Source organism: Kosakonia sp. H02 (assembly GCA_030704225.1).
Classification (GTDB): domain Bacteria; phylum Pseudomonadota; class Gammaproteobacteria; order Enterobacterales; family Enterobacteriaceae; genus Kosakonia.
In genome coordinates this window covers 3,116,320-3,129,995 of record CP131915.1, presented here as the reverse complement: position 1 = coordinate 3,129,995, position 13,676 = coordinate 3,116,320, and the positions used below count along the sequence as shown (strand labels likewise).

Annotated in this window: 14 protein-coding genes and 1 other RNA gene; 6 read left to right on the top strand and 9 right to left on the bottom strand. The window is 51.1% G+C overall.

The features are described 5' to 3' along the window. Positions 1 to 3: 3 nt before the first annotated feature. On the bottom strand, positions 4 to 765 hold the full coding sequence (gene cysZ, locus Q5705_14675; protein ID WLI75825.1) for a sulfate transporter CysZ: 762 nt from the start codon (positions 763 to 765) through the stop codon (positions 4 to 6). 229 nt (positions 766 to 994) lie between these two features. Between cysZ and zipA the strand changes: the two genes are divergently transcribed. The 3 genes from zipA to Q5705_14660 all read left to right on the top strand — a co-directional run bounded on the left by zipA (position 995) and on the right by Q5705_14660 (position 4,282). Then, the gene (gene zipA / locus Q5705_14670; GenBank protein WLI75824.1) at positions 995 to 1,978 is read left to right on the top strand and encodes a cell division protein ZipA; all 984 of its coding nucleotides are present in this window, start codon (positions 995 to 997) and stop codon (positions 1,976 to 1,978) included. A gap of 69 nt (positions 1,979 to 2,047) precedes the next feature. Continuing rightward, positions 2,048 to 4,066, top strand: a complete 2,019-nt coding sequence (gene ligA / locus Q5705_14665) for an NAD-dependent DNA ligase LigA (GenBank protein WLI75823.1) — start codon at positions 2,048 to 2,050, stop codon at positions 4,064 to 4,066. Beyond that, a complete protein-coding gene (locus Q5705_14660) occupies positions 4,067 to 4,282 on the top strand; it encodes a DUF3820 family protein (protein WLI75822.1) in 216 nt (71 codons plus the stop codon). On the opposite strand, the gene Q5705_14655 is transcribed toward Q5705_14660, so the two are convergent. Continuing rightward, positions 4,279 to 5,268 carry a bile acid:sodium symporter family protein gene (locus Q5705_14655; GenBank protein ID WLI75821.1) on the bottom strand — a complete coding sequence of 330 codons (990 nt, stop codon included), beginning with the start codon at positions 5,266 to 5,268 and terminating at the stop codon, positions 4,279 to 4,281. The two genes, Q5705_14660 and Q5705_14655, sit on opposite strands and share 4 nt — an antisense overlap. An 89-nt stretch (positions 5,269 to 5,357) precedes the next feature. Between Q5705_14655 and Q5705_14650 the strand changes: the two genes are divergently transcribed. Further along, positions 5,358 to 6,287 (top strand): LysR family transcriptional regulator, encoded by a 930-nt coding sequence (locus tag Q5705_14650; protein WLI75820.1) that lies wholly within the window; start codon positions 5,358 to 5,360, stop codon positions 6,285 to 6,287. Here the strand turns inward: Q5705_14650 and Q5705_14645 are convergent. The 7 genes from Q5705_14645 to Q5705_14615 all read right to left on the bottom strand — a co-directional run bounded on the left by Q5705_14645 (position 6,278) and on the right by Q5705_14615 (position 11,781). Further along, a complete protein-coding gene (locus Q5705_14645; GenBank protein ID WLI75819.1) occupies positions 6,278 to 6,625 on the bottom strand; it encodes a FlxA-like family protein in 348 nt (115 codons plus the stop codon). The genes Q5705_14650 and Q5705_14645 overlap by 10 nt on opposite strands. A 554-nt stretch (positions 6,626 to 7,179) precedes the next feature. Then, positions 7,180 to 7,304: non-coding RNA, RtT sRNA (locus Q5705_14640), on the bottom strand. A gap of 367 nt (positions 7,305 to 7,671) precedes the next feature. Further along, the gene (locus tag Q5705_14635; protein ID WLI75818.1) at positions 7,672 to 9,123 is read right to left on the bottom strand and encodes a PTS mannitol transporter subunit IICB; all 1,452 of its coding nucleotides are present in this window, start codon (positions 9,121 to 9,123) and stop codon (positions 7,672 to 7,674) included. A 73-nt stretch (positions 9,124 to 9,196) separates the two neighbouring features. Further along, the gene (locus tag Q5705_14630) at positions 9,197 to 9,994 is read right to left on the bottom strand and encodes a sorbitol-6-phosphate dehydrogenase subunit (GenBank protein WLI75817.1); all 798 of its coding nucleotides are present in this window, start codon (positions 9,992 to 9,994) and stop codon (positions 9,197 to 9,199) included. Between the two features lie 10 nt (positions 9,995 to 10,004). Beyond that, the gene (gene hxlB, locus Q5705_14625; protein WLI75816.1) at positions 10,005 to 10,562 is read right to left on the bottom strand and encodes a 6-phospho-3-hexuloisomerase; all 558 of its coding nucleotides are present in this window, start codon (positions 10,560 to 10,562) and stop codon (positions 10,005 to 10,007) included. A gap of 55 nt (positions 10,563 to 10,617) precedes the next feature. Next, positions 10,618 to 11,313, bottom strand: a complete 696-nt coding sequence (locus Q5705_14620; protein ID WLI75815.1) for a ribulose-phosphate 3-epimerase — start codon at positions 11,311 to 11,313, stop codon at positions 10,618 to 10,620. Between the two features lie 39 nt (positions 11,314 to 11,352). Next, a complete protein-coding gene (locus Q5705_14615; GenBank protein ID WLI75814.1) occupies positions 11,353 to 11,781 on the bottom strand; it encodes a PTS sugar transporter subunit IIA in 429 nt (142 codons plus the stop codon). Positions 11,782 to 12,140: 359 nt separating this feature from the next. On the opposite strand from Q5705_14615, the gene Q5705_14610 reads away from it, so the two are divergent. Beyond that, positions 12,141 to 12,911 carry a DeoR/GlpR family DNA-binding transcription regulator gene (locus Q5705_14610; protein WLI75813.1) on the top strand — a complete coding sequence of 257 codons (771 nt, stop codon included), beginning with the start codon at positions 12,141 to 12,143 and terminating at the stop codon, positions 12,909 to 12,911. 533 nt (positions 12,912 to 13,444) lie between these two features. Further along, positions 13,445 to 13,645, top strand: a complete 201-nt coding sequence (locus Q5705_14605; protein WLI75812.1) for an MbtH family protein — start codon at positions 13,445 to 13,447, stop codon at positions 13,643 to 13,645. Positions 13,646 to 13,676: the final 31 nt, after the last annotated feature.

The window sequence follows — 13,676 nt, the reverse complement described above, 5'->3', positions numbered from 1 at the left end:
TCCTCAACGCCATGTTGCATGCTTTTCACGGTAACAATCGACCCACATTGCCGTCGCGCCGCATACGGCTACGGGCATCACAACCAGATTCAGCACCGGAACCAGCGTAAACAGACTGGTGAGCGCGCCGAATTGCATATTCATGACCTTTTGTGAACGTAAGGACACACGCATGGCCTTAAAAGGCACTTTGTGGTTGTCAAATGGATAGTCGCAATACTGAATAGCCAACATCCAGGCGCTAAAAAGGAACCATAACACCGGCGCGACGGTCTGCCCGATCCCGGGAATAAAATAGAGGATAAGTAAGATGGCGGCGCGGGGCAGGTACCAGGCCAGTTTTTGCCATTCGCGCTTCATAATGCGCGGCACATCTTTCATCAGCCCGAATACACCGACATCCGGCGGAACGGCTCCGGTCAGGCGCGCTTCCAGCTGTTCTGCCAGCAGGCCATTAAAAGGTGCGGCAATCCAGTTAGCGATAGTCGAAAAGAAATAGCCAAACACCAGCAGAACCGAGATAACGATAATCGGCCATAATAAATAGCTGAGCCATTGCAGCCAGTCCGGAACATGGCTCATTAATGAAGGGATCCAGCTATCGAGGCGGGTAAACAACCACCAGAAAGCGCCGCCCATCAGGACAATGTTCACCAGCAACGGCAGGATCACAAACCGGCGAATGCCTGGCAGCGTGACCAGTTTCCAGCCCTGGGAAAAGTAGTAGAGGCCACTGCGAGCAGCGTCTGGCGATGATGAAATCATATTCTGACTGGACTCCTTTTTAAGACATACGAAAAAACTGAAGCTTATAATATTCGCCGGACGGGGGAAACCTGTTCGGAAATGTTCGAAAAAACAGCAAAAAGCACGATTTAATTCATCTTTATGCGGTGAATGCTTCCCATACACTTGCACTTGGCCTAATGCGCAAATACTCTTAGTGAGTAAATGTTTGCCGTGGTGGCAAGGTGTTAGAACAACAGAGAATATAATGATGCAGGATTTGCGTCTGATATTAATCATTGTTGGCGCGATCGCCATAATCGCTTTACTGGTTCACGGTTTCTGGACCAGTCGTAAAGAACGTTCATCGATGTTCCGCGATCGCCCACTGAAACGTATGAAGTCGAGACGTGACGACGACGAGTTTGATGACGAAGATGTTGAAGACGACGAAGGCGTGGGTGAAGTTCGCGTTCATAAAGTGAACAGCGCACCAAAGGCCGGTGCAGATCAAGACGCGCCGCGTCAGCATTCGCAGCATCAATACCAGCCGCCTTATGCGTCGGCTCAACCGCGCCCAACGGCTCAGCCGGTTCAACCCGCAGAGCCACAGCACCACGCGCCACAGTCTTATTCTCAGCCACAGCAGCCGGAACGCCCGCCTGTGCAAGCGCCCGCGTATGAAACTCAGCCGGTACGGCCTGCCGCTCAACCCACAGCACCTGTGCAGCAACCGCAGCCGCAAATGCAGCACCAACCGCAGATCGTTGAACCGCCTGCGCAGCCAGAACCCGAGCCGGTAGTTGAAGCGCCGGTTGAAAAACCGCAGCGCAAAGAGACTGTTATTATCATGAACGTCGCGGCGCACCATGGCAGCGCACTGAATGGTGAAGTGCTGCTCAACAGCATCTTGCAGGCCGGGTTTAAATTCGGCGATATGAATATCTTCCATCGCCACCTCAGTCCGGACGGCAGCGGCCCGGCGCTCTTCAGTCTGGCGAACATGGTCAATCCGGGCACATTTGATGTTGAAACCATGGGCGAGATGGCAACGCCTGGCGTAACCATCTTTATGCAGGTTCCGTCGTATGGCGACGAGTTGCAGAACTTCAAACTGATGCTGCAATCCGCGCAGCACATCGCTGATGAAGTGGGCGGTGTGGTGCTCGACGATCAACGCCGGATGATGACGCCGCAAAAATTACGTGAATACCAGGATCGTATTCGCGAAGTCAAAGACGCCAACGCGTAACGGAATTACGCATACATTCCCTTCCAGAACCCCCGCCTGTCGGGGGTTTTTTATCATTGATGGTGCGATATGGAATCAATTGAACAACAACTGACAGAACTGCGAACTACCCTTCGCCATCATGAACATCTGTACCACGTTATGGACGCGCCGGAGATCCCGGATGCGGAGTATGACCGCCTGATGCGCGAGCTGCGCGAGCTTGAAGCGCAGCACCCGGAACTTATCACGCCGGACTCACCGACCCAGCGCGTCGGTGCCGCGCCGCTCACCGCCTTCACTCAGGTGCGCCATGAAGTGCCGATGCTGTCGCTGGACAACGTTTTTGACGAAGAGAGCTTCCTGGCGTTCAACAAACGCGTGCAGGACAGGCTCAAAAGCACGGATGCGCTGATTTACTGTTGCGAACTGAAACTCGACGGTCTGGCGGTAAGCCTGCTGTATGAAAACGGGCTATTAGTACGCGCAGCGACGCGCGGCGATGGCACAACCGGGGAAGATATCACCGCTAACGTGCGCACCATTCGCGCCATTCCGCTTAAGCTTCGCGGCGACAACATTCCTGCTCGTCTGGAAGTGCGCGGCGAGGTCTTTTTACCGCAGTCCGGTTTTGAAAAAATCAATGAAGACGCGCGCCGCACCGGTGGGAAAGTGTTTGCTAACCCGCGCAACGCCGCTGCCGGTTCGCTGCGCCAGCTTGATCCGCGTATCACCGCGAAGCGTCCGCTCACGTTCTTCTGCTATGGCGTTGGTATCCTGGAAGGCGGCGAACTGCCGGGCAGCCATCTGGCACGTTTACAGCAGTTCAAGGACTGGGGCTTGCCGGTGAGTGAGCGCATACGTCTGTGCGGCACGCCGGAAGAGGTGCTGGCTTTCTACCATAAAGTTGAAGAAGACCGGCCGACGCTGGGCTTTGATATTGACGGCGTGGTTATCAAGGTTGATTCGCTGGCGCTGCAAGAGCAGTTAGGGTTTGTTGCACGTGCGCCGCGCTGGGCGGTAGCCTTTAAATTCCCGGCGCAGGAACAGCTTACCTTCGTGCGTGATGTGGAGTTCCAGGTAGGGCGCACGGGCGCGATCACGCCTGTCGCACGGCTTGAGCCAGTACACGTTGCCGGGGTGCTGGTCAGTAACGCGACACTACACAATGCCGACGAGATTGACCGTCTGGGCCTGCGCATTGGCGATCAAGTAGTGATTCGCCGCGCCGGGGACGTGATCCCGCAGGTGGTCAATGTGGTGCTTTCCGAGCGCCCGCCCGAGACGCGCGAAATCGTTTTTCCGGCTCACTGCCCGGTGTGCGGTTCGGATGTGGAACGCGTTGAAGGTGAAGCCGTTGCCCGCTGCACCGGGGGGTTGATTTGCGGCGCCCAGCGTAAGGAATCTCTCAAGCATTTCGTTTCACGTCGGGCGATGGATGTCGACGGGATGGGCGACAAAATCATCGACCAACTGGTTGAAAAAGAGTACGTCCACACGCCGGCAGATCTGTTCCGTTTGACCGCTGGCAAGCTGACTGGCCTCGATCGTATGGGGCCGAAATCAGCGCAAAACGTGGTTAATGCGCTGGAAAAGGCAAAGAGTACGACTTTCGCCCGCTTCCTCTACGCGCTCGGTATTCGCGAAGTAGGCGAAGCGACGGCAGCTGGGCTGGCGGCGTATTTCGGCACCCTGGACGCGCTGATGGCTGCGTCTGTCGATGAACTCCAGAAGGTGCCGGATGTCGGCGTGGTGGTGGCAAAACATGTGCATAATTTCTTTAGCGAAGAGAGTAATCGCGATGTGATTCGCCAGCTTACAGAGGAAGTGGGTATTCACTGGCCTGCGCCGGTGGTGGTCAAAGCCGAAGAGATAGACAGCCCATTCGCTGGCAAAACCGTGGTGCTGACCGGCAGTCTGAGCCAGCTTTCGCGCGACGATGCCAAAGCCCGTTTGACGGCGCTGGGGGCAAAAGTGGCTGGCAGCGTGTCGAAGAAAACCGATCTGGTGATCGCCGGGGAAGCCGCCGGTTCGAAACTGGCGAAAGCGCAGGAGCTGGGGATTGACGTGATTGATGAAGCCGAAATGATCCGCTTGCTGGGGGAGTAAATGGAAAAAGAACAGCTGGTCGACATCGCCAATACGGTAATGCCCTTTGGTAAATACCAGGGGCGTCGCCTCATCGATTTACCGGAAGAGTATCTGTTGTGGTTTGCCCGTAAAGATGAATTTCCCGCCGGGCGGTTGGGCGAATTAATGCAGATTACTTTACTGATTAAAACCGAAGGGCTGAGCCATCTGGTTCAGCCCCTGAAACGCGGTTAGGCTTTTGCCGCTTCCTGCGCCTGTCGCTGCTCCGTCTGACGTTTGTAACGGCGGGCCAGCACGGCGCAGACCATCAACTGGATCTGGTGGAAGATCATCAGCGGCAGCACCATCATGCCAATAACCGATGTCGGAAAGAGAATATTGGCCATCGGGATCCCATTGGCGAGGCTCTTTTTCGAGCCGCAAAAGACAATGGTAATTTCATCCGCTTTGTTAAAGCCGCATTTGCGCGCCACCACGATATTCACCGTAATCACAATCGCCAACAGCACCAGGCTTGCCGCGACGATAAACAGCAGGGAACCGAGGCCGACTTTGTGCCAGATCCCATTCACCACCGCTTCACTAAAGGCGGAGTAAACCACCAGCAGAATTGACGACTGGTCGGTCTTTGAAATCCACTTTTTATGCTTCGCCACAAAGGCTCCGGTCCACGGACGTGACAGGTGGCCAAGCACAAACGGCAGCAGCAGTTGCAGCATAATTCTGCCGACCTGCTCAAGGCTGCCTTGCGCACCGTGCAGGTTCATCAGCAGGCCGACTAACAGCGGCGACAGGAAAATCCCTAATAAACTGGATGCGGAAGCAGAACAGACCGCAGCCGCAACATTGCCGCCTGCCAGCGAGGTAAAGGCAATGGCCGACTGCACCGTTGCGGGCAGAATGCATAAATAGAGGAAACCGGTGTACAACTCCTGGCTGATATTGACCGGCGACCACCAGACAAACAGTACGCCGAGCGCCGGAAAGAGCACAAAGGTGCTGCACATGACCCACAGGTGTAAACGCCAGTGGCTACCGCCGGCGATAATCGCCTCGCGTGACAGTTTTGCACCATGCATAAAAAACAGCAGCGCAATGGCGGCGGTGGTCAGCCATTCAAAAAACGGTACAAAGCCGCCGCGCGCCGGGAAGAAAGAGGCCAGCAGAACGACACACACCAGCGTGAGCGTAAAAGGATCAAGGATACGAAAAATTTTCATGTGCACTCCTGAAAGTCGATGCCGCTATTGTGCTTTTTCTGCTTTGAGAAATAAAATTGATTTATTGCATCCATTCATGAATTTATCCGATGAATTATTCCTTACGTCAGTTACGCGTTTTCGTCACGGTGGCACAGGCCAAAAGTTTCAGCCGGGCAGGGGACATCATTGGTCTCAGCCAGTCGGCGGTGAGCCACAGCGTGAAAGAGCTGGAGCTGCAAACCGGCGTCCGCTTGCTGGACCGCACCACCCGTGAAGTGGTATTGACGGAAGCCGGGCAGCAACTGGCCGGACGTCTTGAACGGCTGTTAGATGAGCTTAGCAGCACACTGCGGGAAGCCGGGCGTGTAGGGCAGCAATTAACCGGTACCGTGCGCGTGGCGGCCAGCCAGACCATCTCGGCGCATTTGATCCCGCAATGTATTGCCCAAAGCCAGGTGCTCTACCCGGAAATTGATTTCGTGCTGCATGACCGGCCGCAGCAGTGGGTGCTGGAGAGTATTCGTCAGGGCGAGGTGGATTTTGGCATTGTTATCGATCCTGGCCCGGTGAGCGATTTTGAAAGCGAAGAGATTCTGGAGGAGCCGTTCTTTCTGTTATGCCGCAACGATCATCCATGGGCAAAACGGGCGAGCGTGCCGTGGTCGGCATTAGATGGCGCGCAGTTAGTGGTGCAGGATTATGCTTCCGGCAGCCGCCTGCTCATTGATGCGGCGCTGCGCCATTTCACCGTTCAGGCAAAGATTGTGCAGGAGATTGGTCACCCGGCAACGCTGTTTCCAATGGTGGAAGCGGGGATTGGTATCAGTATCCTGCCCGCGCTGGCGCTGCCTTTGCCGCAGGGAAGCCAGTTGACGGTGAAACGGCTGGTACCAAATATGCAGCGCAAAATTATGCTGGTGCGGCGAAAAAATCGCTCATTGTCGGGCGCTGCGCAGGCGTTGTGGGAAGTGGTAAAAGAACAGGCCCGGTGTTTGAACCAGGCCCGTGAGAACGATCCGCTATTTACTCAAACGTAAATATCGATCTGGTGCTCGTCGGAAGGGGTATTCACGCCTTCGACTTTGCCTTGCGGCTGGCTCTGCTCCTGTTTCTGCTCTGCCTGTTCAGCCTGCTTGCGCTGTAACTGCTGAAGCTGGGTTTGCAAAAGCTGGATCTGCTGCTGGATCTGTTCTTGCTGTTTCTGTTTCTCTTCCGTGGTGCCATCGCCGTTAGCAACATCTTTAAGCTGCTGTGTAAGCTTAGTGATTTGCTGTGTGATGCGGCTAATCTGTGAGGAAACATCGCTGCTGGCCGACGATGAACCGCCGGTGCCGCTGGTCTGGATTGATGCTGTGGATGCTGAAATTGTTGTCATTGAACTCTCCTTCTTGCCATAAAACATCATTATCGGCGTAATCATGACGTACTTGAGTTGCGGCCAGGGTTCGGCTGCAAGATCTGCATCATAGCCAGACATTAAGGATAAATTATGGATAAAAGTAACCAGGTTATCCGTTGAAAAACAAACACTTTTGTTATGTTAGCTATTTCAGCTAAGTCAGGTTTAAAAGTTGTCTTAGGCGCAATTACGGCAAAACGCCTGCTGGCGCTGCGCTTAGCAGGCCTACGGGGATGAGGTTCATGTGACTCGAGCCTGCCACAGGTATATTCGTCTCATCCTGAGACTCACCCTTCGGGCCAACGCTTCGCGTTGTTCAAAATTGTTCCCGACAATTTTGGCGCTGCGCTTAGCAGGCCTACGGGGATGAGGTTCATGTGACTCGAGCCTGCCACAGGTATATTCGTCTCATCCTGAGACTCACCCTTCGGGCCAACGCTTCGCGTTGTTCAAAATTGTTCCCGACAATTTTGTCGAATCTTTCCAGATCGCAGATAGCAAAAAAGCGCCTTTAGGGCGCTTTTTTACATTGGTGGGTCGTGCAGGATGACTCGCTTCGCTCGCCCTCCGGGCCGTCGCCGCAAGCGGCTCCGTTGTCTCACTTCGTTCGACTCGAACCTGCCGCAGGTTCGAATCTTTCCAGATCGCAGATAGCAAAAAAGCGCCTTTAGCCACCGGATCGGTCAACCGATCCTTAAACGATCGGCATTACCCCGCAGGGAGCTTCAGCATCGATTCAGGCGGCCTGACTCTGTTCAGAGCGTAAACGGCAGGACCAGTTCCCTTGATAATGGGCAAACGTATGCAACACGCGGCCAGGAAAATCTCCCTGAGGAGATGCCGTCAGGGGATAATGACGACGAATGCCGTCAGGTCAGGTTATGCCGCCTGTTCCGTCTTTCGGTTTAGGAGTTCACTTCACAAAAGGCGGTTTTTTGCTTTCTGGGATACGGACTCTCATCTGAAATAAATAAAAACGCCGCACCACATGGCTACGGTGCGGCGTTTCTGGCTATCGCTGCTTAATCGTGGTTTTGATTCGTCTTGATATATTCCACGATCTCATCGTACTGGCTGCCTTCGATAAAGTTGCTAATCGACATAAATTCAAATCCCTTATCGGCGTGAAGTTTCTTCGCGCGATCGAGGAGCTGGATATGGGTAATAACTAAATCAGTATCGCCGGGGATCTCCTCAATTTTTGAGTTGGCCACCTGGATGTCGATCATCGCCTTCTTCAGTTTACTTTTGAGTACCGATGCCCCCATCGCGCTCGATCCCATCCCGGCGTCACAGGCGACAATGATTTTATCGATACGTTTAGCTGCAATTCGCTGTAATGCTTCGCTATTGCTGCTGATGGGCACGCTGCGCCTGGCATCGGTAGTATCGGTGCTGGACGGCTCGTCAGATGCCGTTTCTTCCGGCGAGCGGTCAAGCTTCAACAGCACCGAGGCGATAGTAAAGGCTACCGCCATACCGGCAAAGAAACCGACCAAATTACCCAGCATCGCCCCTTTCGGCGTCAGTATTAGCATTGCAAAGAAGCTACCCGGTGAAGGGGTGGCTACCGTGCCGCCGCCCAGCAGCATAAAGCAGGTCAGCGAGGTCGTAATACCGCCCATGGTGGCGAAAACCAGTACCGGTTTCATCAACACGAACGGGAAGTAAACCTCACCGATGCCGCCTACGCCGGCAATCAGCGCCGCCGTTGGTGCGGTTTTCTTAGCCATCCCTTTGCCGAAGAAAGAGATAGCTAACAGCGTTCCTACCGACGGCCCGCAGTTGGCATCGACCAGGAATAGAATCGATTTCCCATGTTCGACAACCTGCTGTAGCCCCAGCGGAGCCATGATGCCGTGGTTAATAGCGTTGTTTAAAAAAAGTACCTGGGCTGGCGCAACAAAAACAGAAATGAAAGGCAGCAGTTCGTGGGAGATAGTCCAGTTTACCCCTGCCGAGAGCAGATGGATCAAGCTCTCAATGATTGGGCCGATGATGATGTATCCGGCTAATGTAATAACCAGGCCGACAATCCCCATACTGAAATTACTGATCAGCATCTCAAAACCCGCGCGGAATTTACCGTCGAGGAATTGGTCCGTCTTTTTCATTATCCAGGCTGCGAATGGCCCGATAATCATCGCGCCGCTGAGCATGGTGACGTCAGAACCGACGATCAGTCCCATGGTGGCTAGCGCGCCGATCGCGCCACCTCGCTGCCCGTGAACGATAAATCCGCCGGTGAATCCAACCAGCAGCGGTAAAAGATAGGTCAGGATCGGGCCAACCAGGGCACCCAGGTGCTCGTTAGGGATCCAGCCGGTTGGGATAAACAGCGCGGTAATTAAACCCCATGCCACAAACACGCCGAGGTTGGGCATTACCATGCCGCTCAGGAAATTCCCGAACCGCTGTACTTTTACCAGTACTGTTTTGTCTTTTGTTTTACGTTCATTTTTTATAGTAAGCATTTTTCATCTTTCCCATTGTAGGGTTACGGGGAAACGTAAAGCGAAATAAATACTGTCCTGTTATTGACTGTCCTTACCGGGATTTCCCTCCGGAAATATTTATCGTCGTTCCGCTAATATAGCTTGAGTGCTCGGATACCAAATAAGTCACTAAATCGGCTATCTCATGATGTTCTCCTGCCCGGCCCAGAGGGATAGACCCCGTATAGTCGTTATCAATATTATTCGGATCAAGGCCGCGCGTATAAGCCAATGCCCGATAATTATCATCGTTGTTCATATTGGTTCTTTTATTAATACCAGGGGCAATGCCGATAACGCGGATATTAAATCGGCCCAGCTCTTTAGCCCATGAACGAGTAAAACTATTTAAAGCTCCTTTCGTTGCTGAATAAATACTTTGTCCGGCCGATCCTTCTGTACCGGCTTCCGAAGAGACGTTAACAATAATACCGGCTTTATTTTCAATCATATGGCGCGCAACGGCCTGTGCACATAAAAATGGCCCCTTTTGGTTAACGTTGACAATAAAATCAAAGTCCTCTTCGGTGGCTTCATAGGCATTATTCTTTTTATAAAAATCCACTAACAGACGAGGGCGGTTAACACCGGCATTATTAATCAGACCATCAATGCGCCCGTACTTATTAATCACCGCTTGCACCATCTTTTCGACGCTATTTTTATTGGTGATATCGCATTCAACAAAGAGGTCGGCATGGGCTTTCGACTCTTCACTCTCATGCAGATCGCCGATCGCTACAATACTGTTATTGTTATGCAGGTTTTCGGCAATTTTGGCACCAATGCCCGATGCACCGCCGGTGACGATAACCACTTTTTTATCCAAATCAATCCAGCCGTTACCCATGATTTTTCCCCTATTCAAGATTGGCGTGTAATTGCCATAAGCTGTGCATATCAATGTGCTTTTCTTCGACGATCATTAACGCAATGGTATCGCCGAGAATAAGTAAGGATTGTTCAAAAAGACTGGTCATCGGTTGAACCGATGGGATCTCACCGGGCAGGTGCAGTTTGGTCTGCACCGGAATACGAATAAAAAGATCGGTAAATTCACCCATTGAGCTGTCAGGGTTAGCACCAATATGTGCCACCGTCGCATTAAAGGTTTTTGCCTTACGCGCAATGCCCAGCGGGAACATACTTTCACCGCTGCCGGAGCCAACAATCAGCAGGTCGTTGCTGGTGATAGCAGGCTCGGTGATTTGACCTACTACATAAGTTTTTACACCCAAATGGGCCAGCCGCTTGGCAATCGCCTCTAAAGAGAGCAGCACTCGCCCTACGCCGACAAAGAATACCTTGTCCGCTTTTTCAATCTTATCCACCAGCGCCAGAACACTTTGCGCTGAAATACTGCTGAGCGTGGTATCCAGCTCGCGGACTATTTTTTCTCGCGCTTTGCTGTAATCCATAATTCAAACCTCGTATTACGCTGAAGACCTGTGCCACAAAAATCAGGTCGATGGTTTATCGTTGAGATAAACCGCTGCTTACCGCGATATCTAAAAGCGCTTTATTTTGTGCCAGCGTCTTGCCTGCAATATAAAGGCTGGTGCTGCCGAGGACTAAGTTATCCGCGCCAGCAGCAATGAGCTCCGGGATAGAATCTAAGGAGACGCGCCCGTCGACCTGAATTTCACAATCGGCCTGGCGATGGGCAATTAAGTGTGTTAAATCCCGGACTTTCTCTGCCGAATAGACCGCTTGCTTTTCACTTTTATCACCCGCAAATCCTGGATTAATCAGCATCAGCAATACGTTATCAATCTGGGGCAAGAGATAATCCAGGCTGGATAATGGCGTGCCGGGATTTAGCGCCAAACCGGCTTTAACACCGCTATTTTTAATCAGATTCACTAATCTGTCGGCGTGTAGGCTGGTTTCAATATGAAAAGAAATTTGTTGTACGCCAATCGCTAATATTTGCTCGACAAACCAGTCATTATTACGCGACATAATGTGCACATCGAAAGCCAGATCGGTGACATCTCTTAATTTTTTAACGGTATCAATACCTAGCGGCATACTGGGGCTAAAGGCGCCATCAATAATATCGATATGTAATGCGTCAATACCAATGGTCTCCAGCTCTTTGATAGATCTTTCCAGGTTCAATAAATCGGCACACATTATTGAGGGAGAAAGTACTATTTTCCTTTCCATTTCAATTTCCTTAGTTATTGATGGTTAATACCATCCGTATCAGACACCAAGCACTTCAAGTACCTGCTGTTTATCCGTCGCGTAGCGGATCTTTTCGATGTTCTCTTCTTCCATGCAGGCAATAGCAATCTGATTCAAAATATCCAGATGAGCGCCATCTTTACCGGCAATCCCAATCACCACATAAGCCGTGGTGCCGTCGCCGTAGTTAACCCCGTCGGGGACCTGAATGACTGAAATACCGGAGCGGATAATCTCGCTTTCTGAGCCATCGACGCCGTGAGGAATCGCTAAGTGATTCCCCATGTAGGTTGATGCCAGCGCCTCGCGCTTGACCATCAGATCCACATATTTTTCGCTGACGTAGCCTGAGGCCACCAGCACCTCTCCCGCTTTGCGGATGGCATCAAACTTGTCGGTAAATGCAGCGCCTAACAGGATGCTGTCTGCATGCAGAATGCGGCTCATTTTGACTCCTTCTACTGGTCGTTACCGTTGTAAAACCCAATTACTCACAACATTAAAGCGCATCAATTCACAACTTAAAACCCAATTATCGCAACAACAATCGCAATATTCATAACTGACGGTTCACTTATCAAGCAAATAAATGTCAAAACAGGAGATCAATCACAATTTTCCCGCAGGATCTGTATGATTGTGGGGCCATGATGTAGAGTGTTCAGGGACCATTTCAGGGGCAAAAAATCGCTCAATTACTGGCGAATGCTTTTTCTAAGGAAAATGAAAAGCCGAAAAATAACAACGAATTGAAGAAATTGGCTTTATATTTACCTCTTTGTCAGAAACTTAAAAAGGTAGCTAGCATGGCTAACTCTTTGACGATTGAAAGGCGCAACAAACTTGCGCAGATATTGATATCCGAAGGCAGCGTTAAGGTTGGGAAAATTGCGGAAATGTTTGCGGTTTCTACTGAGACGATCCGTAAAGACCTGATTTATCTGGATAAGAAAGGGATCGCAACCAAAGGACACGGCGGGGCTATCGCTTCCGGTAATATTCTGGCGATTGAGCAACCTCTGGCCAGAAAGAATACCGAGCATCTTGAGACCAAAGACAAAATTGCCCATGTAGCGGCGCAGCTCATCCCGGAAAAAGGGGTGGTCATTCTCGATACGGGTAGCACCGTCCAGTGTGTGGCTAAAGCGCTGGTACTGAAAAGTCGTCTGACCATTATTTCCAATGCGATTAATATCGTTCAGCCGCTAAGCGGCACGGACAATGATATTTTTCTGGTGGGCGGCAAATTCAGGCCAAGCAGCCTGGCGACCGTCGGCATGTGGGGAGTCAATGCCTTCCAGTCGATCAACGCTGACATTGTCTTTTTAGGCAGCGACGGGCTGAAGCACCGCAATGGCCCTTGCACAGCGTCGTATGAAGAAGCAGAAGTTAAATCAGCGATGGTGAAAAGTGCCCGCCTGCGCGTAGTGGTCAGTGACAGCACCAAATTCAGCAGTTCGGGCCTGTTCCAGTTCTGCGACTGGTCAGATATTGATTACTTCATAACCGATGCTGGTATCCCCGAAGATGAACTGAAGAAAATGGAAAACCTGACAGAAGTGATCATTATCGATTAATTCTGTCAGCACCTGGCCTGCTCAACGCTTCCTGCGGACAGCATAAAAGTGATACTTGTCTTTAATCGGGGAGCGGAGGCGGGTAAACCAGCGAGTGGCATTATGGGGCCAGATTTCGCACCAGACCATCATGGCGCTGCAAACGGCACTGCGAACGTTGAATACAGAACAAGATGACACGCAATTACGGCCTCTGCGGCTTCGGGGATGTTTCATTACCAGGGTATGAACTCCCCATCAAACACCGTCCCTTTTCTGTTATTTACTCAATATTTTTATTTATGGCAATCATCAATACATTATTAATGTAGATAATATTTATCCTCTTAAAATATATTTTTTTAGCCTATAGTATTTAATCATTAAAAATAAACCAAAAACCTTATTTGTGCGTATTATTATTTATTTCCAAAAAACGTGATTTAGATCGCAATGAAGAATTATCGCCATGATTACCAATAATTTATTGATTGCCTTCCCGATTGTTATTCTATAAACAATAGCTTCAATTCTCCCTCCACAAGGACAAGTAAATGAGCAACCCATTCGAAAATGAAAACCTTATTTTTTTGGTATTGGTAAATGACGAGAATCAACACTCTCTGTGGCCTGAATTCATAAAGATCCCGGACGGATGGGATACTGTTTTTGGGCCTGCAAACCGCAGTTCATGCATTCAATACATTGAAGAAAACTGGAAAGACATTAAGCCAAAGAGCTTACAAACAAAATAATAGCGAATTGCCTTCCAGCTTTCATTTTTTG